The organism is Sphingomonas sp. (genome assembly GCF_035758555.1).
GTDB lineage: Bacteria > Pseudomonadota > Alphaproteobacteria > Sphingomonadales > Sphingomonadaceae > Sphingomonas_B.
Window position 1 is genome coordinate 61,723 of the sequence record NZ_DASTXI010000243.1, and the last position, 19,087, is coordinate 80,809.

The window sequence follows — 19,087 nt, forward strand, 5'->3', positions numbered from 1 at the left end:
CTGCTCCCCTGTTCTCGTCCGCGCGGAGGCGCGCAGCATGAGAGGGGACCATAGCCTAACCGAGCGGCTTGCAAAGCATCTGCAACGTCCAACCGACGAAATTGTCCGGACAAAAGCGCGGCCGCACCTGCTCGACTGGCTCGGCTGCGTGGCCGGGGCGCGACGATCCGACGTGGCCGATGTCGGCCGCCGTGCCGAGCCCGACCCGCTCACACGCGCGGCCCTGCTCGGCAATGTCCTCGAAATGGATGACGTGCACCGCGGTGCGATCCTGCATCCGGGACCGGTCGTCTGGCCGGCGGCGCTCTCGGCCGCGCGCGACACCGGCGCGGACATGGCGACGCTGCTGGACGGCGCCGTGCGGGGCTATGAAGCGGTCATCGCGATCGGCGCGACCTTCGACGCTTGGCACTACGCGCATTGGCATAATACCGCGACCGCCGGCGGCTTCGGCGGCGCGGCGGCGGCCGCCTCGATTTACGGCCTGGACGCGGACGCGACCGCCGATGCGCTCGGCCATGCCGGGTCGCTTGCCGGCGGGCTGTGGCGGATGCGGCACGAAGAGAACATGACCAAGCAGGTCCATGCCGCGCAGGCGGCGCTGACCGGCCTCTGGCACGCCCGCCTCGCCCGCGCCGGCGCGAAGGGTCCGCGCCGGATCCTCGAAGGAGAGCAAGGTCTCTACGCCGCGATGACGCGGGAGCCGAAACCGCTGGCGCTGGGCCAAGACTGGCGCATCGACGAGGTCAGTTTCAAGCCATGGGGCGCCTGCCGCCACGCGCATCCGGCGATCGACGCCGCGCTGGAACTGAAGGCGGCGGGCAAGCTCGGCACACCGGTCACGGTGCATACCTATCGCGATGCCCTCACCTTCTGCGATCGGCCCGAGCCCGGCACCGTGCTCGACGCGAAATTCTCGATCCAGCACAGCGTCGCCATCGTGCTGGACAAGGGCGAACCGGAGCTTGCCGATTTCGAGCCGGACGCGATCGCCCGTCTCGCTCCTTTGCGCGCGCAGGTGGTGGTGGCCGAAGACCCCGACCTGACCGCCGCCTACCCCGCCCATTTCGGCGCGCGCATCGGCGACCTGCTGCTTGCCGACACGCGCGGCGATCCGGAACGGCCGCTCTCCTCCGCCGGAGTCGAAACCAAGGCGCGGGCACTGATCGCCTGGGGCGGCGTCGATGCCGACGAGGCGGTCGGCCTCGCGCTGCAGGGCAACGATCCCGGCGCGATTGTCGCGATGCTGGAGCGCTGGCTGTGAGCGCGACCGCCGCCCTGCTCGACTTCGCCGTCGCGCCGCATGTCCTGCCGCCGCAGGCACGTGCCGATGCAGAGCGGCTGCTGGCCGACACACTGGCCGTCGGTGCGGCAGGCGCGACTGCGCCGGGAGCCGAGGGTGTTCGCAAGGCGGCCGCCGGATGGGGCGCTTCGGACGAAGCGCGGGTGATCGGCTTCTCGCAACGCCTTCCCGCCGCCTCCGCTGCATTCGCCAATGCCTTCCAGATCCACTGCCTCGAATGGGACGCAGTGCACGAGCCGGCGGTCGTCCACGCGCTATCCGTGGTGACCGGCGCCCTGCTCGCCACCCGCGACCGACGGGGCGGGTCCACGCCCGACGAAGCACTCACCGCACTCGCTGTCGGCGTCGACATCGCCAGCGGGCTGGGGCTTGCCGCGGACAGCGCGCTCAGCTTCTTCCGCCCGGCAACCGCCGGCTGCATCGGCGCCGCGCTTGCCGCCGCCCGGCTGGAGGGCGTCGCGCGCGAGCGGCTGCCGGACGTGCTCGGCCTCGCTTATTCCTTCTGCGCCGGCACGATGCAGGCGCATGTCGAAGGGTCGATCGCCCTGCCCTTGCAGATCGCGAACGCGGCGCGGGCGGCGATCACCGCGGTCGATCTGGCCAGGGCCGGGCTGACCGGCCCACACGACGCGCTTGAAGGTCCGTTCGGCTATTTCACGCTGTTCGATCAGGGCAGTCTGTCGCGCTACACGGACAAGCTTGGCCGGGTCTGGCGGATCAGCGAAATCAGCACCAAGCCCTACCCGTCCGGCCGCGCCAGCCATGCGGTGCTGTCGACTCTGGCGGCGTTGCGAAAGGACGGCAAAATTGCCCGGGTCGAGGCGCATGTGCCGCCGCTGATCGCGCGCCTGGTCGGCCGCCCGCCGCAGCCGGGTATGACGCCGGCCTATGCGCGCCTCTGCCTGCCGCTGCTGACCGAGCTGATGATCGAGGACGGGCGGATCGATCCGCGCCGCTTTGCCGACCTGCCCGCGATCCCGCCCGACCGGTTCCGCATTCTTGTCGACGGCAATCCCGACCTGAACGCGCTGTCGCCCCAGCGCGTGATCGTCACCTACGCTGACGGTCGCCGCGTCGATCGCACCGTCCCGAACACCCTCGGCAGCCCCGACGCGCCCTTCTCTTCCGAGCAGGCCGCCGCCAAGCGCAATCTGGCACGCGAGCTTGCGCCGCCGGAGGCCGATTCGCGCATCTTCGATCATCCCCTCGATTATTTCACGGACCCGCAATGACGTTCCCGACCTATTTCGAAGCCCTGGATGCAAAGCAGTTGCTGGAGGACTATCCGGTCGGCGACGCCTTCGTTCGCCGCTACACGGCGATGAGCCGCGACGAGCTCCGCGCGCGGCAGGAACGCGACTTCACGAAGCTGATGGCGCGCGGCTGGCAGATTCCTTTCTATCAGCGGCTCTGGGGCGCGAAGGGCATCGAGCCGGGCGATATCCGCGGGCTCGACGACATCGAGAAGCTGCCGGTTTACGACAAATCGGACCTGATGGCGTCGGTCGCCGAATATCCGCCTTTCGGCGATTTCGGCGGCGCGGACGGGCCCGACCGCCCGCCGGTCATCTTTCACACGACCAGCGGCACCACCGGCCGGCCGCAGCCTCTGCTGTTCGGACCCAAGGGACGCGAGGTCGGCAACCTGCTGGTCGGGCGCATGTATCGCTGGCAGGGGCTGCAGCCGTCGGACATCGTCCAGTCGGTCTACGGCCACGGCATGATCAACGGGGGCCATTATATCCGCGAGGCCGTCACCCACTTCACCAACTCGCTGTTCCTGTCGGCGGGCACAGGTATCGAAACCCGTTCCGCAAACCAGGTCGGTCTGATGGCCGATTTCGGCGTGACGGTGCTGGTCGGCTTCATCGACTATATCCGCAAGCTCGCCGAGGTTGCGCGCGACGAAGGGCTGCTCGACCGGATCGATGTTCGCATGATTTGTGGTCATCTGGGCACCGAGGATCGTGCGGGGGTGGAAGCGGCCTGGGGCGGCGCCCGAGCCTATGACTGGTATGGCGTCGGCGACACCGGCACGATCGCCGGCGAAGGACCCGAGCGCGACGGCCTCTACGTGTGGGAGGACGCGCATTATCTGGAACTGCTCGACGTCGACAGCGGCACGCCGGTGGCCGCGGGCGAGACCGGGGACATGGTCGTCACCTGCCTCTACAAGGACGATGTCGCGCCCTGCATTCGCTTCAACACCCACGACATCACGCATGAGCTGACGTCCGCAAACGCGACCGGGATGGTCTTCAAGCGGATCGCCGGTTTCAAGGGCCGCAGCGACAACATGGTAAAGCTGCGCGGCATCAACGTGTTCCCGCACGCGATCGGCGCCTTGATCGAAAACCGCGCGGACCTGACCGGTGAATATGTCTGCCGCCTGCGCCGCGATCCGGCGAGCGGCCGCGACGACATGCTGGTCCTGCTGGAAACCCGCGGCGGCACTGATCACGGCCAGCTCTCCGGCATGTTGCGCCAAGGGCTTGGCGTTGAGGTGGTGGTCGAGCTCTGCGAGCCCGGCGGCACCGCAGGCCTGACTCAGATCGATGTGAGGCAGAAGCCGATCCGCCTGATCGATGAACGGAAGAACTGATGCCGATTGATTGGGACCATCTCGAAACCGCCAACGCGCCCCTCAACGCGTTCGTCGACTGGGACCACGATGCCGCGCCTGGCGAAGGACCGCTCGCCGGGCTGACGATCGGCATCAAGTCCAACATCGCCGTCGCCGGCCTGCCCTGGACCGGCGGCATGGCGCTGCGCCGCGACATCGTCGCCGACCGCGACGCGGCTGTGGTCGCCGGGCTGCGCGTGGCTGGCGCGTGCATTCTCGGTTCGCTGAACATGCACGAGGCGGCGATGGGAGCCACGACCGACAATCCCTGGTTCGGGCGGACCCACAACCCGCACCGCATCGGCTATACGCCCGGTGGTTCCTCAGGAGGCAGCGGTGCGGCGGTCGCGGCAGGGCTTTGCGACGCGGCACTCGGCACCGATACGCTCGGCTCGGTCCGGATCCCGGCGGCGTTCACCGGCGTCTACGGGCTGAAGCCGAGCTGGGGTGGCGTCGACACCGACGGGCTGGTGTTCCTGACCCGGCGCTTCGACTGCATCGGTCCGCTCGCCCGGACGCTCGATGTGCTGGAGCGCGTCTGGAACGTCATCGGCACAAGCGGTAACGAGGACGCCCCGTTCACTCGCGTGCTGCACCTACCCGATCTGGGCGGCGTCGAGGTCCAGCCGGCTGTCGGTGCCGCCTATCGGCGCGCGCTCGACGCCATCCCGTTGCCGCGCGAGCCGCTGGTCCTTCCTGCGGAGCCGACTACGATCCGCATGGCGGCGCTGGTCGAGATCGCGCGGGAGCTGATCGAGGACATCGGCGCGGACCGGACCGCCAGGGCGGACCTGATCTCCGACGAACTCAAATTCATCATGGACACGTTCGAACGGGTGGAGCCGAAGCCCGAATTGCTCGAGCGCACGCGCGACACGTTGCTGTCGGCGCTGGGCGCCAACGGCGCGCTGCTGATGCCGACTTGCCCGCAGGCACCATTCGCGCACGGGCGGCCGCCGGCAAGCCAGGCCGATTTCACCGGCCTCGCCAACATCGCCGGGCTGCCGGCCCTCGCCATTCCCGCGGGGCTGAACGAGGAGCGGCTGCCAGTCGGCGTGCAGCTTGTCGGCCCCCAAGGCAGCGAGACGCGGCTGATCGCGCTCGCCCGAAGCCTTGAGCCCGTCCTTGGCGGCTACACGCCGCCGCCAGCAATGGAGAAGTGAAATGCGGATCATTGCCCTGTTCAACCTGAGCCAAACGGCATCGCGCGAGGACTATGAGGCCTGGGCGCGAAGCCGGGACCTGCCGACCGTCAACGGTCTGTCCTCGGTGGAGAGCTTTCAGGTGCTGCGCACGACCGGCGTTCTCTTTTCCGGCAACAAACCGCCCTACGATTATGTCGAGATCCTCGACGTCACCGGCCTCGATGCGTTCCTGGCCGATTGCGGTGGCGACGCGGTGGGCGCTCTCGCCCGCGAGATGAGCGCGTTCACCGACGGCGCGACGTTCATCACCACAGAGGCGCTCTGATGGGCCGCTTTTCCGGCAAGACGATCGTCGTCACGGGGTCCGGCAAGCAGAAGGGGCTGGGTCAGGCGATCCTGCAACGCTTCGCCGACGACGGCGCGAACTGCGTCGTGTCGGATGTCGCCGCCGACGACGAGGCGCACGCGGTTGCCGACGAACTCCGCGGCCGCGGCGCGCCGGTCGAGGTGTTCCCCTGCGACGTCAGCCGGTCCGAACAGGTCTGTGCGCTGGCCGAGCTGGTTGCCGCCAAATTCGGCTCGCTCGACATCTGGGTGAACAATGCCGGGATCGGCTTCATGATGAAGCCGCTGCTCGACGTCGACCCGCACGACTGGGACAAGGTGATCGCAGTCAACCTGTCCGGCGCCTTCTACGGAACCCAGGCCGCCGCGCGCGCGATGGTCGCGCAAGGTCGCGGCGGCCGCATCATCAACATCGCCAGCCAGGCGGCGAAGTCGGCCTTCCCGCATCTGCCCGCTTATGTGAGCTCCAAGCACGGCATGGTCGGCCTGACACGCGCCAGCGCGGTCGAGCTCGGCGCGCATGGCATCACCGTCAACGCGGTCTGCCCCAATCACGTGACCACCGGCCTCGGTGCGCAGCAGAACGACTATTTCTCGAAGCTGCTCGGGTTCGACAGCGTCGATGCCTATCTCGCCAACATGGCGGCCAGGAACCCGATGGGCCGCCCGGGCCTTTCCAGCGACACTGCCGCCGCCTGCGCATGGCTTGCGTCCGACGAGGCTTTTTACGTCACCGGCGAGGCACTGAACGTCTCCGGCGGGGAGGAAATGCATTGATCCGCGAGGAACGCCTGGACTGGCCCGGCGGTGCGAAGATCGCGCTGTCGATCGTCGTCAATGTCGAGGAAGGCTCCGAGATGACCGTCGCCCGCGGCGACAAGGGCATGGAGCCGGTCGACGAGCTCGGCATCCACATCAAGGCGCCGATCCGCAACTACGGCAATGAATCCAACTATCTCTATGGCCTGAAGGCCGGCGCGCCGCGCGTCGCCAAGCTGCTGCGCGACCATGACGCCAAGGCGAGCTGGACGGTCGCTGCGCTGAGCCTGGAAAATCATCCGCAGATCGCCGAGACCATCGTCGCGCTGGGCCATGAGCCGGTCAGCCACGGCTGGCGCTGGGTCCACCAGTTCAAGATGGACGAAGCGGCCGAGCGGGAATTCATCGACAAGGCGGTGAAATCGATCGAGCGCACGACGGGCACGCGCCCGTATGGCTGGCTCAGCCGCTATTTCCACACCGACAACACGCGCCGGCTGCTGATCGAGGCCGGCTTCGACTATCACATGGACGATTATTCCGGCGACGTGCCCTTCTGGGACCGCGAGACAGTGCCGGGCAGGCCCATCGTGATCGTCCCCTATCAGCTCGATTCCAACGACATGAAAATGTGGACCGACCCGGCCTACACGCCCGCCAACTGGCTCGATTATGCGAAGCATAGCTTCGACCAGCTTTACCGCGAGGGCGAGGAGGGCAATCCCAAGATGATGTCGCTGGGCCTGCACCTGCGCATCATTGGCCGGCCCGGCCGGATCTGGGCGCTGGAGGAGTTCCTGAAGCACGTCCGCGCCAGAGCGGACGTCTGGATCGCCACCCGCCGCGAGATTGCGCAGCATTTCGCGAAAGTCTGTCCGGCATGAGTCTGCGCCTGGAACGTGAGGGCGCCGTCGCCCGGTTGCTGATCAACCGGGCAGCGAAGCGCAACGCCTTCACCCAAGCGATGTGGGATGCGCTGCCGGGCCTGCTGGCCGAGACCATGAACGACTCCGCGGTACGGGTGCTCGTGCTGCAGTCCGCCGAACCCGGCATCTTCTGCGCCGGCGCCGACATTGCCGAGCTGCTCGACCGCTCCGGCAACGCGGAATGGCGCGCAGCCAACCAGGCCGCGATCGCCCGCGCCCAGCACGAGCTCGCGCGCGCGCCGAAGCCGGTGATCGCGTATGTCGACGGCGATTGCGTCGGCGGCGGCTGCGGGCTGGCGCTCGCGTGCGATCTGCGCGTTGCCACGCCCCGCGCCCGTTTCGGCATCACGCCGGCCAGGCTCGGACTCGTCTATCCGCTACACGACACCAAGCTGCTGGTCGATCTGGTCGGCCCGTCTCAGGCCAAGCGCATGCTCTTCACCGGCCAGTTGCTCGGCGCCGAGGAAGCGTTGCGCATCGGCCTGACCGACCTGATCGCGGACACGCCCGACGATCTGGTCGCAGCGATCACCGCCGCCTCCTCGCACAGCGCGCGCGAGACCAAGAAGATGATCCGCCGCATCCTCGACGGCCAGACGGACGACGATGCCGAGACGTCGGCCATCTTTGCCCAGGCCTTCACCTTGCCCGACTTCCACGAAGGCGTCCGCGCCTTTGTCGAGAAGCGCAAGCCGGAGTTCGAATGAACGGCTTTCTGACCCATGGCCGGATCATCGGCGGCGTCGTGACCACGCCCGATCTCGGCGCGGCGCTTGGCGACTACCGCGACCGGCTCGGCCTCGAACTCGTCGAAGACGCCGCTGTCTCGCCGGAGCTCGCCGCGGGCTGGGGCGCGCCTTCCGCAACGGGTGCGCGAATGGCGACGCTGCAGCCGAAAAGCGGCGCGCATTGCTTTATCCGGCTTGTCGAGCAGCCGCTGCCGGCGGACTTCCGTCCCACCCGCACCTTCGGCTGGAACGCCTATGAGATCACCGTGCAGGACGTGTTCGGCTGGCCCAGCCGGCTCGCTGGCAGCGGTTTCGAGATCGTCGGCCCGCCAAAGGAGATCGAGGGCCTCCCCTATTTCGTCGCGATGCAGATGCTCGGCCGCGGGCGCGAGATGATCTATCTGAACGAGGTCCGCTGCGACACGCCGACATCCGACCTGCCCAAGGCCCGATCGCCAGTCGACCACATCTTCATCGTCATCCTCGCCGTTCCCGACCGCGAAGCAGCGCTCCGCTGGTATCAGGAACGGCTGGGTATCGAGACGGGCGGCACCTACACGATCGAATATACGATGATAAACAAGGCCTTCGGCCTGCCCGGCGGCACCCAATCGACGATCTCGATGCTCCAGAAAGGCCGACTGCCGATCGTCGAGGTCGACGGCTATCCGGCGGCAGCGACTCCCCGCGCGATCGATCCGGACCGCCTTCCGCCCGGCAACGCGCTGGTGACACTCGCCGTAGACCACCTGCCGGCCGACCTGCCGTACATCGCTCCGCCGGCAGCGCGCAGCGGCCCCTTGTACGGCGACCGCCGCGCCGCCACCGCCCGCGGTCCCGCCGGCGAGCTGCTCGAATTGGTCGAGATCGGCTGATGGCACGACGGCTCTATGTCGACGGTCCGTTCGGGCAGACGCACCTGCGGATGGCGGGCCAGGAAACACCGGGAAGGCCGCCGCTGGTCTGCTTTCACCTGAGCCCGCTCAGCAGCCGACTCTACGAGCGCTTCATCGACCGCATTGCCGAAGGCGGCGGCTGCGCCGTCGCGATCGACACGCCCGGCTTCGGTATGTCGGATGCGCCTCCCACCGCACCGATGATTTCCGACTATAGCCGCGCAATGCTGGCGGCGATCGACGCGCTCGGCATCGCCGGCCCGGTCGATCTGATGGGCTATCACACCGGCTCGATGATCGCCGCCGATCTCGCCGCGAGCCATCCATCCCGGGTGCGCCGGCTCGTGCTCGTCTCGGCGCCGATCTTCACCGAAGCCGAACGCGAGCATCTGCGCCAGCATTATGGCCCTGTTCCGCCGCGCCTCGACGGCAGCCATCTGGTCGAGCGCTGGGCGAGCTTCGTCCATCATTATCACGGCCGCGGGCTCGGTCTCGAAGCGGTCGCCGACCTGTTTCCCGAACGGCTGCTCGGCCGCCGGAATAGTTGGTGGGGCCATAACGCAGCCTTTTCCTTTCAGCCGGACATGCGCCTTCCCGAGATCGCGCAGCCGGTGCTGGTGCTCAACCCGAACGACGATCTGCGGGCCGAGACGCGGCGCGCGGCACCGATGATCCGCAACGGCCGCATCCTGGAAGTCCCCGATTGGGGCCATGGCTTCCTCGACGGCTTCACCGACGATGCCGCCGGACTGGTGGAAAGCTTCCTTGCAGCGGCCGATAGCGATCCGTTCGGCAAGCTCTCGCTTCCCGGCAGCACCTCATGACCAGGCGCATCGCCCTGATCGGTGGCGGCGCGGCCGCAGGCCCGGTCGTCGCGCCCGAGCTCCGGCAGCTTGTCGGCTCCGAAGACGAGTTGGTCGCCTATCCGTCGCGCGTGAGCGTCTTTCCCCACACGGCTCTCGAACTGCTGTTGCAGGAAGTCGGGCATGCCGAGGCAGCCGTCGCAGCCGTCGACGATGGCGTGGCTGCGATCGCAATCGACAGCGTCGGCGACTATGGGCTGGCGGCGATGCGCGCTTCGCTTCCGGTGCCGGCGTTCGGTGCCGGAGAAGCGGGCATGGCGGCCGCCGGGGCCGAGGGCCGGCGCTTTACGATCGTGACCGTCTGGCCTCCGTCGATGAACTTCATCCTGGAAGGCCGGCTTCGCGCCTATGGCCACTCCGGCGCCTGCGCTGGCATATTCAACATCGGCACCGAGCCGGACGTGAGCGGTCCGGAAGGTCCGGGCGCCTATCTGTCACGCATCAAGAGCGGTCACCGGAGCGTGATCGACAAAGCCGCCGGCGCGATTGCCACTGCCGCCGCTCAAGGCGCGGAGGCAGTGATGCTCGGCTGCACCTGCATGTCGGGCATCGCCGCGACGCTTGCTGCCCAAGCGTCTGTCCCGGTCATCAACCCCCTGGCCGCCGCGGTGGCCGCTGCCGCAAAAGCGGAAGCGGTCCCGCCGCCTGAGACGCTGGCCGACCGCAAGGACATGCTGCGCGCGATGGTGGACGCTATCCCGCAACAACCGGCAGAGGCGTGCCCTGTCTGCATCGAAGCGCCGCAGCCATGAGGCGCCGCGTGCGAGAGGTCGTGCTCGCCCGTCCTGTGCCGGACGGTGCCCGCGTCGAAGACTTCGAGATCGTCGAACGCGACCTGCCGCCGCGTACACCCGCAGGCATGGTCCATGTCCGCCCGCTATGGCTGGCGCTCGATCCCTATGTGCCCCAGGCGCTGCGGGGTCGTCACATGGGCGCGCCGGCGCCGGCTCCCGGCGAGCCGCTGCCGGGAGAATGCGTGGGGATCGTCCTGTCCTCCGGCGTGCCCGGCTTCGCGGCCGGCGACCATGTCGTGGGGCATGCCGGCTGGGCCGAGGAAGCGATCGTTCCCGCCGACCGGCTGCGCAACGTCGATCCCGCGCTCGGCACGCGCGAGCATCTCGGTATCCTCGGCATGCCGGGCCTGACCGCCTGGGCCGGCATGACGCAATTGGCATCGGTCGGGCCGGACGATCTGGTCTGTGTGGATGCCGCAGCGGGGTCCGTCGGCGGCACCGCTGGCCAGATCGCTAAGCTGTACGGCGCCCGTGTCGCGGGCATCGCGGGCGGGCCGGAAAAGACCCGGCTCGTCACCGACGTCTACGGCTTCGATTCCTGCATCGACTACCGGCAGGGCGGCTGGGAAACGCTGATCCCTGCCGACATCTCGCTTCATTTCGAGAATGTGGGCCAGCGCGTGCTCGATGCGGTGATCCCGCGGCTGCGAGCCTATGGACAGATCATCCTTTGCGGGCTTGCGCAACATTATGCGGACGGCAGCGTCGCACGTCTTCCGCTCGGCCTCGTGATGGCAAAAAGGGCGATCGTGCGTGGGCTAATCGTCTACGATTTCGAGGAACGGCGCGACGAATGGATCGCCTTCGCCGCGCCCCACCTGAAGGAAGGCCGGCTGGTCGAGGCGCATGACGTCGTCGTGGGCCTCGAGTCAGCGGCCGCGCAGCTGGTCAGCGTCGCCGGGGGCCGGACAATCGGCCGGCCCCTCGTCCGCATTGCCGGGTGATCGGCGCGGCCGGACGCCTCAGCCCTCGCCGCCTTCCGCCTCGCTTTCGCTCTGGGCGGCGTCGGCCTCGTCGTCCTTTTCGAGCTGCTCTTCCGAGATCGCGGGGGGCGTGGTGCTGAGCACCGGGAGGCCGTTGGCGGCAAGCGTGCGGTTGAAGGCCGGCACGTCCTTGGCCAGCAGCGCGGCGTAATCGGCGGCGCCCTTCTTCAACTCGCCCTCGATCATGTCGATCAGCATCGGGACGGTCTTGGTCGGCCCATACTCAGCGCTGCCCCAAACGTCGAGGACATGGCCGTTCACCTCCGCGTACATCCACAGCAGGTTGAAATAGACCTTGTAGGCAGAGATGTAATATTTGTCGTCGCTGGGCGCCATGTCCTTGTTGAACAGGGCATATTCGACCGTCTGGAGCTTGCGGTCCATCTGGTCGGCGGCCTTCTTCATGCCCGCATTCTTGCCGGTCAGCTTCGGCCGCATGTCCTCGATCTGGCGGCGCATCCATTCGATGGCGTTCACGATGTCCGCCGTCTGCTTAACGTCGTCGCGGATGCGCAGGCCCAGCTTGGTCGTTGCCGTGAGGTCGGCGACCGTGCCCGGGCTGTTCGGGTCGAGCATGATCTCGAGCGGTGCCGTCCGGGTCTGACCGTCGACGGTCAGCCGTACCTGATACTGACCGGGCGGGACGAGCGGCCCAGACTGGCGGGTCGGCAGGCCCCATTGGGTCACGGTGCGATAGGCGCGGTTCTTTTTGAAGCGCGGCTCGTCCCAGATGTACGGATTCTGCGGCGGCGTGGTCCGCAGCCGCACATTGTCCAGCTGCGGGTAGCGCATGTCCCAGACCAGGCGGTTCAGCCCGGCCTTGGCCTTCTGGTCGAGCGTCCGGATCACGGTGCCGTCGCCGTCGAGAATCTCGACCTTCACTTCTCCGGCCGGCGCCGTCTTAAGCGCATAGTTGATGTTGACCGCCTGGTTCCGCGCCAGCCGGTAGGTCGGCCGCGGGCCGAACAGCCGCACGTCGGGAGTCGCCTTGCCGGCGGCAAGATCGGCCGACATCTGCTCCAGCGGCGTGATGTCCGACAGGATGTAGAAGCCGCGGCCCCAGGTCGAGACGACGAGATCGTGGAAGCGCTTTTGCACCACCGTCCAGGTCACGGGCGCGGGCGGCAGGCCTTCCTTCAGCCGCTCCCAATGACCGCCATCATCAAGGCTGTAGTAGAGCGCGTTGCCGGTGCCGGCGAACAGCAGCCCCTTGGCATTCGGGTCTTCGGAGACGTTGCGGACGTACGACAGCTCGCCGCGCGGCAGGTCGCTATCGATCCGGGTCCACGTCTTGCCCATGTCGCGCGTGCGATAGATGTACGGGTCGCGATCGTCGTTCAGGTGGAAGTCCACCGAGATATAGGCGGTGTTCGCGTCGAAAGTGGATGGCTCGATGCTGGTGATCGTGCCCCAGGCGGGAAGGCCGGCAATGTTCCTGGTAACGTCGACCCATTTGCCGCCGCCGTCCGGCGTGTACCACAGCTTGCCGTCGTTGGTGCCGGCCCAGATCAGGCCGCGCTGCGTCTTCGACGGCGCGATGACGTAGACCACCTCGCCGTAGAACTGGCCGAGATTGTCCGGCGTCAGGCCGCCCGAAGAGACGAGACGGCTCGGGTCCTGCGTGGAGAGGTCCGGGCTGATGACGTTCCAGCTCTCGCCCGCGTCGGTCGTTTTGAAGATCACCTGGCAGCCATAATAGACCGACTTCGGATCGAACGGATCGACCGCCAGCGGCGCCGTCCAGTGGCAGCGGTATTTGGTGTCGTTGGGCGCAGAGCTGAGCGTGTGCAGCCACGGGCTGACCGAACGCGCGAGCCCGGTGCGCCCGTCCCAGCGCGTGACTTCATTTCCGTAGCAGGTCGCCCAGACGATGTTGGGATCGCTCGGATCGGGGACGGTCCAGCCGGATTCGCAGCCGCCCATGCCGTGTTGCCAGCCGGCGCCGCTGCCGATGCCCCAGGAAGTCGAGCCATAGGGGACGCTCGGGCCCCGCATGGTGCTGTTGTCCTGCATGTTGCCGTAGAAATTGTACGGAATCTGATCGTCGACCGCGACGTGGTAGATCTGGCCGATCGGCAGCGCGGTCTTGTTCCAGCCGCGCCCGCCGACGGTCGTCACGTCGACGCCGCCGTCATAGGTGATGGCGAAGTGTTCGGGGTCCTTCGGATCCAGCCACATATCGTGGTTGTCGCCGCCCCAGTGCGCGATCTCGAACGTCTTGCCGCCATCGCTGGAGACGTGAAAATTGCTGCTGGCGACATACAGCTTGTCCGCGTCGCCGGGGGAAACCTCGATGTTGATGTAATAGCCGGCGCGGCCCGTCAGCGTGCGGTCCCAGGTCATGACCCGCCAATTCTCGCCGCCGTCGTCGGACCGCCAGACCGAGCCCTGGCCCGGCGCTTCCATCAGCGCGTAGATGCGATTGGAATCGCTTGGCGCGATCGCGACGTCGATCTTGCCGACCGGCTTCGTCGGCATGCCGTGCCCGACCACCCGCTTCCAGCTCTTGCCGCCGTCATGGGTGATGAACACGCCGCTGCCGGGGCCACCACTGAACTCGCCCCAGCTGTGCATCACGACTTGCCAAGTTCCGGCGACCAGCGTGTTCGGGTCCTTGGCGTCCATCGACAGGCCCGAACAACCGGTATTGGGATCGACGAACAGCGACCGGTTCCAGGTCTTGCCGCCGTCGGTCGTGTGGAACACGCCGCGTTCCTGTTGCGGTCCAGTCAGGCGGCCGGTCGCGCAGACCCAGACCTCGTCGGCATTGGTCGGGCTCGCGATCATGTGCGCGATGCGGCCGGAGGTCTTCAGGCCGACATTCTTCCAGGTCTTGCCGCCGTCGGTCGAGCGATAGACGCCGTCGCCAGTCACGTCCGCGTCGCGGATCGCCCAGGCCTCGCCGGTGCCCGCCCACACGACATTGTGGTCGACGGGAGAAACCGCCAGCGCCCCGACCGCGGCCGACGAGGCATCGTCGAAGATCGGCTCCCACTTGTTGCCGCCGTCGACCGACTTCCAGATCCCGCCCGACGAGGCGCCGGCGTAATAGGTGGTCTTGTCCCCCGGGATGCCGGCCACAGAGGCGACGCGGTTGCCATGCGCCGGCCCGGCGAAGTGGAAGCCGAATGCGCTCTGCTCCTCGGACTCCTGCGCCGAAGCGGCAGCCGCCACGGAGAGAGCCAGCACCACGCCCGAAATCGGCCCCCATTTCGTTCGCACCTGACTCTCCTCGATAGCTGTGATGATCGTATACTAAATACGGCACCCCTTTTGTCGAGGGAAAATGAGGCTGCGCCTGGGGCCGGCTACTCAGCTCTACTGCCAGCCGCCGCCCAGCGCCCGGAACAGGTCGATCTGCGCGCGGGAGATCGCGGCATCCGCGGCGGCAAGGCTGGCCTGGGCGTCGGCGAGCGTCCGTTCCGCATCCAGCAGCTCGAGCGAGTCGATCTGCCCTTCGCGCTGGCGGGCACGGGTGATCCGGGCAGCAACCCCGGCGGCATTGCTCGCCGCCTGGAGCGCGCTGCGCCGTTCGAGGGCCCGGGCGTAGACGGTCAGGGCCGTTTCGGTCTCCTCCAGCGCCTGGAGCACGGTGCCGTCGAACGTCGCCAGCGCGGCCTTGCTGTCCGCCTGCGCCTCGGCGATCCGGGCGCGGGCGGGTGCCTGGTTGACCGACCAATTGATCAGGGGGCCGAGCAGCCAGGTCAGAGGGTTCGCGCCGAACACATTGCCGAAGCCGGTGCCGCTCGATCCCACCGAGCCGCCCAGCGTGATCCGCGGATACAGGTCGGCCGTCGCGACGCCGATCCGCGCGGTCGCAGTGGCCAGCCGCCGCTCGGCCGCGCGCACGTCGGGGCGCCGGGCAAGCAGCGCCGCACCGTCGCCGACCGGGATCGGCTGGTCGAGCTTCAGCGTCGTCGTGCGTTCGGCAACCTCCGCCGGCAGCTCCTGCGGCGCGCGGCCGGTCAGCGTCGCCAGCCGGAACAGCGCGGATTGGCGCTGGGCCTGAAGCGGTGGGATATCGGCCTGGCGCTGGTCGCGCAGCGTCTGGATGCGCGCGGTGTCGAGCGGCGTCTGCAACCCGGCCTGCTCGCGCTTCTTCATCAGCCCGACGGACTGGTCGAGCAGCGCCACGATCCGCTCGGCCACGTCCAGCCGCTCGGCCGATGACACGGCATCGGCATAGGCGCGGGTGGTCTCCGCGGCGACGGCGACACGCACCGCGTTCGCGTCTGCCTCCGCCGCACCGACATCGCCCCGGGCGGCTTCGACGTTGCGGCTGATCCGGCCGAACAGGTCGACCTCATAGGCGACGTCCAGCCCGGCATCGACGACCCAATTCTGCCGGTCCGCGCCAGGCGCGCGCTGGCCGGCAGGCAACCGCCCATATTGCGCGCTGCCACCAACATTCACCTGCGGCAGACGGTCGGCGCGGACTTCGCGCAGCGACGCGCGCGCCCGCTCCAGGTGCGCGACGGCGACGCGGATGTCCGTGTTCGCCTTCAGCGCATCGGCGACCAGCCGGTCGAGCACGGGGTCGTTGTAGAGCCGCCACCAGTCGCCCTCCAGGGCCGGCGCAGCGCTGGCCATCTGTGGGGCGGTAGAGACGAACGGCGCCGTCGCGGCCGCGCGCGGCGTCGGCGCCACATAGTTCGGGCCGGCTGCGCAGGCGCCCAGCGCGAGCGCCGACACTGTGATGAGAAAGCGCATCTGAAGCGTCTCCTTATTCTGCCGGCAGCAGGGCGGCTGCACCCTGTTCCGGGCGGCCACGCCACCGGGCGAGGCGATCGCCCAGCGTGCGGCTCACGACATAGAAAGTGGGGGTGAAGAGCAGGCCGAACGCGGTGACGCCCAGCATCCCGAAGAACACCGCCGTGCCGAGTGCCTGACGCAGCTCCCAGCCCGGCCCGCTCGCGATCACCAGCGGCAGCACGCCCAGGATGAAAGCGAAGCTGGTCATCAGGATCGGCCGCAATCGGCTGCCGGCAGCCGACACCGCGGCCTCGACCAGGCTTTCGCCCCGCTCCTCCGCCTGCTTGGCGAACTCGACGATCAGGATCGCGTTCTTGGCCGCCAGCGCGATCAGCACGATCAGGCCGATCTGCGTCAGGATGTTGTTGTCCATGCCGCGCAGGTTCACGCCCGTCATCGCCGCGAACAGGGTCATCGGAACGATCAGGATCACCGCCAGCGGCAGCACCAGGCTTTCGAACTGCGCCGCCAGCACCAGGAAGACGAACACGACCGCCATGCCGAACGCGATGCCGGCGACATTGCCCGCTGCCTTCTGCTGGAAGGCGAGGTCGGTCCATTCGCCGCTGAAGCCGGCCGGCAGCTTCGCCGCCAGCTGCTCCATGGCCGCCATCGACTGGCCGGTGGAATAGCCGGGCGCCGTCTCGCCATCGACCTCCACCGACGGGAACAGGTTGAAGCGGGTGACGCGGTACGGCCCGGTCCGGTCCTGGAAGGTCGCGATCGACCCGATCGGCACCATGCCGCCCATGTCCGACCGAGTCTTCAGGTTGGCGATGTCGCTGACGTCGTCGCGGAACGGCGCGTCCGCCTGCGCGGTCACCCGGAACGTGCGGCCCAGCAGGTTGAAGTCGTTGACATAAGCCGAGCCGAGATAGACCGACAGTGTTTCGAACACGCGCGACGGCGGCACGCCCAGCATGTCCGCCTTGGCGCGGTCGATATCGGCGTAGATGCGCGGCGTCGCGGCGTTGAACAGGGTGTAGACCTGGGTCAGCCCCGGAGTCTGGTTCGCCTGCCCGATCAGTCCGCCCGCGGCCTGTCCCAGCGCCGCAAAGCCGGCGCCGTTCCGGTCCTGCACCATCATGCGATAGCCGCCGCCATTGCCGATGCCCTGGATGACGGGCGGCGGGATCACGAACACCATCGCCTCGTTCATGTCGGCGACCGCCCCGCGCATGCCGGCGACGATCTCCGCCTCGGTCTTGCCGCCCTCGGGCCGTTTGCCGAACGGCTTGAACGTCACATAGGCCGCGCCCGCGTTCGACGCCTGCGTGCCGGACGCGCCGTCGAAGCCCGCGAACATCACCGCCGCCTGGGTGCCCGGCACCTTCAGCAGCTTGTCGACCATCTTGCGGAGCACCTTGTCGGTCTGGGCAAGCGAGCTGCCGGGCGGAAGCTGGACGGCGGCCAGCGCGTAACCCTGGTCCTGCGCGGGGATGAAGCCGCCGGGCGTGATCCAGAACAGGCCGAACGTGGCCACGACCAGCCCGGCATAGCCGAGCAGCATCCGCTTGGGACGCGTGACGAGCGTGCGGGTCAGGTCCGCATACCAGCGGCTGAGCCTGTCGAAGCCGCGGTTGAACCGCTCTCCGGCGACGAACAGCGTGCGCCGCCAACCGCTCGCCGGGGCCTCGGCCGCCTTGGGCCGCAGCAGCATCGCCGCGAGTGCCGGGGACAGGGTCAGCGACAGCAGCAGCGAGATGACCGTCGCGCTGGCGATCGTCACCGCGAACTGGCGGTAGAACTGGCCGGAAATGCCGGTCAGGAACGTCGTTGGCACGAACACGGCGCACAGCACCAGCACGATCGCGACCAGTGCGGCCGAGACTTCGTCCATCGACCGCCGCGCCGCCTCCAGCGGCGTCAGGCCGTGCTCAAGGTTCCGCTCGACATTCTCGACGACCACGATCGCGTCGTCGACGACGATGCCGATCGCGAGCACCAGCCCGAACATCGACAGCGTGTTCAGCGAATAGCCAAGGCCCGCCAGCACCGCGAACGTGCCGATCAGCGACACCGGGATCGCGACGATCGGGATCACTGCCGCCCGCCAGCTCTGCAGGAAGACAAGGATGACGAGCACGACCAGCACCATCGCCTCCAGCAGCGTCTCCTGGACGGCGTGCATCGACTCGCTGATGAACTGCGTCGGGTTCCAGACGACGCGGTATTCGAGGCCCTTGGGGAAGGTCTTCGACGCGGCCTTCAGCTCGCGCAGGATGCCCTGCTCGGCAGCGAGTGCGTTGGTGCCCGGCCGCTGGGTGATGCCTAGGATGACCGAATCCTTGCCCGACAGATAGGCATTCACGCCGTAATCTTCCGCCCCCAGCTCGACGCGCGCGACGTCGGACAGCCGCGTGATCGCGCCGGTGGCGGGATCCGTGCGGATGACGATGTTCGCGAACTCCTGTGGAGTGTCGAAGCGCCCTTGCGTCTCGACGTTCAGCTGGTGCGCGGCGCCGTTGTCGAACGGGGGCTGGCCGATCGTGCCGGCCGCGACCTGCACGTTGCGGGCACGCAGTGCGGACACGATGTCCCCGGCGGTCAGGCCCAGTGCGGCGGCGCGGCCGGGATCGATCCAGACCCGCATCGCAAAGTCGCGCGCGCCGAACACCTGCACGTCGCCGATGCCGTCGACGCGGGTCAGCCGGTCCTTCAGCTGGGTGAGGACATAGTTGGAGACATAGCTGCGATCGAGCGAGCCGTCGGGCGACAGCACGTTCACCGCCATCAGCCAGGACGGCGACGTCTTGCGCACCACCACACCTTGGCGTCGGACCTCCTCCGGCAGCTTGGGCTCGGCGAGCGCGACGCGGTTCTGCACGAGCACCTGCGCGGTATCGAGATCGGTGCCGAGCTTGAAGGTGACGGTGATCGTCAGCCGCCCGTCGCCGGTCGATTGCGACGACTGATACAGCATGTTGTCGACGCCGTTGATCTCCTGCTCGATCGGCGCCGCGACGGTGT

The 19,087-nt window shown here is 68.1% G+C and carries 15 protein-coding genes; 12 read left to right on the forward strand and 3 right to left on the reverse strand.

The genetic code is table 11. The features are described 5' to 3' along the window. The first annotated feature begins 37 nt into the window (after positions 1-37). From VFT73_RS14780 to VFT73_RS14835, 12 genes are read left to right on the forward strand one after another with little or no spacing between them, the layout of a single operon-like run. Positions 38-1,264 (forward strand): MmgE/PrpD family protein, encoded by a 1,227-nt coding sequence (locus VFT73_RS14780; RefSeq protein ID WP_326412792.1) that lies wholly within the window; start codon positions 38-40, stop codon positions 1,262-1,264. After that, positions 1,261-2,535 (forward strand): MmgE/PrpD family protein, encoded by a 1,275-nt coding sequence (locus VFT73_RS14785; RefSeq protein WP_326412794.1) that lies wholly within the window; start codon positions 1,261-1,263, stop codon positions 2,533-2,535. Before VFT73_RS14780 ends, VFT73_RS14785 begins: the two co-directional genes overlap by 4 nt. Continuing rightward, positions 2,532-3,905, forward strand: coding sequence for a phenylacetate--CoA ligase family protein (locus VFT73_RS14790; protein ID WP_326412796.1), 1,374 nt, complete (start codon positions 2,532-2,534; stop codon positions 3,903-3,905). Before VFT73_RS14785 ends, VFT73_RS14790 begins: the two co-directional genes overlap by 4 nt. After that, a complete protein-coding gene (locus tag VFT73_RS14795; RefSeq protein ID WP_326412798.1) occupies positions 3,905-5,089 on the forward strand; it encodes an amidase in 1,185 nt (394 codons plus the stop codon). The genes VFT73_RS14790 and VFT73_RS14795 overlap by 1 nt, the downstream gene beginning before the upstream one ends. Before the next feature lies 1 nt (position 5,090). Beyond that, positions 5,091-5,396 carry an REDY-like protein HapK gene (locus VFT73_RS14800; protein ID WP_326412800.1) on the forward strand — a complete coding sequence of 102 codons (306 nt, stop codon included), beginning with the start codon at positions 5,091-5,093 and terminating at the stop codon, positions 5,394-5,396. Next, positions 5,396-6,193 carry an SDR family NAD(P)-dependent oxidoreductase gene (locus VFT73_RS14805; protein WP_326412802.1) on the forward strand — a complete coding sequence of 266 codons (798 nt, stop codon included), beginning with the start codon at positions 5,396-5,398 and terminating at the stop codon, positions 6,191-6,193. Before VFT73_RS14800 ends, VFT73_RS14805 begins: the two co-directional genes overlap by 1 nt. Then, positions 6,190-7,059 (forward strand): polysaccharide deacetylase family protein, encoded by an 870-nt coding sequence (locus VFT73_RS14810; RefSeq protein WP_326412805.1) that lies wholly within the window; start codon positions 6,190-6,192, stop codon positions 7,057-7,059. Before VFT73_RS14805 ends, VFT73_RS14810 begins: the two co-directional genes overlap by 4 nt. Then, positions 7,056-7,808 carry an enoyl-CoA hydratase/isomerase family protein gene (locus VFT73_RS14815; RefSeq protein WP_326412807.1) on the forward strand — a complete coding sequence of 251 codons (753 nt, stop codon included), beginning with the start codon at positions 7,056-7,058 and terminating at the stop codon, positions 7,806-7,808. Before VFT73_RS14810 ends, VFT73_RS14815 begins: the two co-directional genes overlap by 4 nt. Then, the gene (locus tag VFT73_RS14820) at positions 7,805-8,704 is read left to right on the forward strand and encodes a hypothetical protein (protein WP_326412809.1); all 900 of its coding nucleotides are present in this window, start codon (positions 7,805-7,807) and stop codon (positions 8,702-8,704) included. The genes VFT73_RS14815 and VFT73_RS14820 overlap by 4 nt, the downstream gene beginning before the upstream one ends. Beyond that, entirely contained in the window at positions 8,704-9,549 is an 846-nt protein-coding gene (locus VFT73_RS14825; RefSeq protein ID WP_326412811.1) for an alpha/beta hydrolase, read from the forward strand. Before VFT73_RS14820 ends, VFT73_RS14825 begins: the two co-directional genes overlap by 1 nt. After that, positions 9,546-10,340, forward strand: a complete 795-nt coding sequence (locus tag VFT73_RS14830) for an aspartate/glutamate racemase family protein (protein WP_326412813.1) — start codon at positions 9,546-9,548, stop codon at positions 10,338-10,340. The genes VFT73_RS14825 and VFT73_RS14830 overlap by 4 nt, the downstream gene beginning before the upstream one ends. Continuing rightward, positions 10,337-11,326, forward strand: coding sequence for an NADP-dependent oxidoreductase (locus VFT73_RS14835; RefSeq protein ID WP_326412816.1), 990 nt, complete (start codon positions 10,337-10,339; stop codon positions 11,324-11,326). The genes VFT73_RS14830 and VFT73_RS14835 overlap by 4 nt, the downstream gene beginning before the upstream one ends. 18 nt (positions 11,327-11,344) lie before the next feature. Here VFT73_RS14835 and VFT73_RS14840 read toward each other — a convergent pair whose 3' ends face one another. The 3 genes from VFT73_RS14840 to VFT73_RS14850 form a co-directional block, all read right to left on the reverse strand. Then, complete coding sequence (locus VFT73_RS14840) at positions 11,345-14,587, reverse strand: hypothetical protein (protein WP_326412818.1); 3,243 nt, start codon at positions 14,585-14,587, stop codon at positions 11,345-11,347. Positions 14,588-14,683: 96 nt separating this feature from the next. Then, positions 14,684-16,075: a TolC family protein gene (locus VFT73_RS14845; RefSeq protein WP_326412821.1), complete on the reverse strand. Its 1,392-nt coding sequence runs from the start codon at positions 16,073-16,075 to the stop codon at positions 14,684-14,686. 13 nt (positions 16,076-16,088) lie between these two features. Then, on the reverse strand, positions 16,089-19,087 hold a 2,999-nt coding region (locus VFT73_RS14850; RefSeq protein ID WP_326412823.1), incomplete at its 5' end, for an efflux RND transporter permease subunit.